We start from the raw sequence: 1,599 nt of genomic DNA on the forward strand, positions 1-1,599 counted from the left end.
AAAACATTCCGCACTGATATTGTCTGTATTGAAGACGTCGATGATGCGCCCGTATACCATTGACGTCGACACCATCAGATGCGGACCGCGCGGTGACCCCACATTCCGCTGGCGCCCACAGGGCTGCCCTCGTTTCCTGACATGTCCCGCGCGGGCCGCGGCGAGCCGAGACCGCCGCATGACCTAATAGGAGCATGGAGCGATACCGCGGACCCGAACAACCGCATTCTATCGCGCCCCGTCAGTGTGCCGTCTGCCCGGTCCAGGCGAGCACGGAAAGAACGGAGCGAGACATGAGAACCGAATCGACACCCGGCGCCCGCGGGCCGGTCTTCTGCGGGGTCGACACCCACGCCGACTCGCACTGGCTGTGCGTCCTCGACTGGAGGGGCCGCAAGGTCCTGTCCCGCCAGTTCCCCGCCGACGCGGCGGGCTACGAGGCGCTCGCCGGGGCGATCGCGGCGGCCGGGGAGCCGGCCTGCGTCGCGATGGAGGGGACGTCGTCCTACGGGGCGGGCCTCACCAGGCACCTCGCGTCGCTGGGGATGCCCGTGCGCGAGGCGCTCTCCCCGGCGAGGATGCAGAGGAGGCGCCCGGGGCAGGGAAAGTGCGACGAGGCGGACGCGGAGAGGGCCGCCCGCGCGGCGATGTCCGGCTCGAAGCTCGGGACCCCCAAGAGCCAGGACGGGTGGGTCGACGGGGTGCGCTGCATGCTCGCGGCGCGCTCCGGGGCGGTGAAGGCGCGGACCTCGGCGATAAACACCGCGAGGTCGCTGCTCACCACCGCGCCGGAGGGGCTCAGGTCGAGGTTCCGCGGCATGGGAGGGCCGAGGCTGATGGAGGAGCTCCCCTCCGTGCGCGCCGAGGGCGCGCTGGGCGCCGCGCTCGGCGCGCTGGCGGACCTGTGGGAGGCGGCGCGCGACGCGGCGCTCGACATGGAGCGCGCGATCGAGGCGTCCCTGGAGGAGAACTGCCCAGCGCTGCTGGCGATGTACGGGTGCGGGCCCGTGAGCGCGGCCAAGCTCGCGGTCGCGGCCGGGGACAACCCGGGCAGGCTGCGCTCCGAGGCGTCGTTCGCGGCGATATGCGGGGCCTGCCCCATCCCCGCCTCGAGCGGCAAGACCGTGAGGCACAGGCTCAACAGGGGCGGCGACCGGCAGGCGAACAGCGCGCTGCACGAGATCGCGAGGCAGAGGGTCATGCGCGACCCCGAGACCGCCGAGTACGCCGAGAGGGCCAGGGGGCGGGGAAAGAGCGACAGGGAGGTCATGAGGTGCCTCAAGCGCTACGTGGCCAGGGAGGCGTACCGGGCGCTGATGCACCCGCACGAGATCAGGAGGCCCGAGGACGCCTCGGAGCTCGTGGCGGCCAGGCGCGCGGCGAAGGTCAGCCAGGCGAGGGCGGCGTCCATATTGGGAACCAGCGAGAAGTACATCTCGATGCTGGAGAGGGGCCAAAGGGAGCTCAAGCCCATAAGGAGGGCCTACGAGGCATGGGTCGAGGCCGGACTTCCGCTCGATTGGGACAGGCGGGCCTTCGAGGCCGAGCGCAAAATGGATTCTAAAAAACACCTTGCCAAATAGGAGCGTCAGGACGCAA

1 protein-coding gene is annotated in these 1,599 nt (G+C 70.4%); it reads left to right on the forward strand.

Going from position 1 to position 1,599, the window contains the following annotated elements; genetic code table 11:
- The first annotated feature begins 293 nt into the window (after positions 1–293).
- Positions 294–1,583, forward strand: a complete 1,290-nt coding sequence (locus tag DW151_RS10365; RefSeq protein WP_158566613.1) for an IS110 family transposase — start codon at positions 294–296, stop codon at positions 1,581–1,583.
- The last annotated feature ends 16 nt before the right edge of the window (positions 1,584–1,599 follow it).

The sequence above is a fragment of the Collinsella sp. AM13-34 genome, from assembly GCF_003473055.1.
In the GTDB taxonomy this organism is placed as follows: Bacteria; Actinomycetota; Coriobacteriia; order Coriobacteriales; family Coriobacteriaceae; genus Collinsella.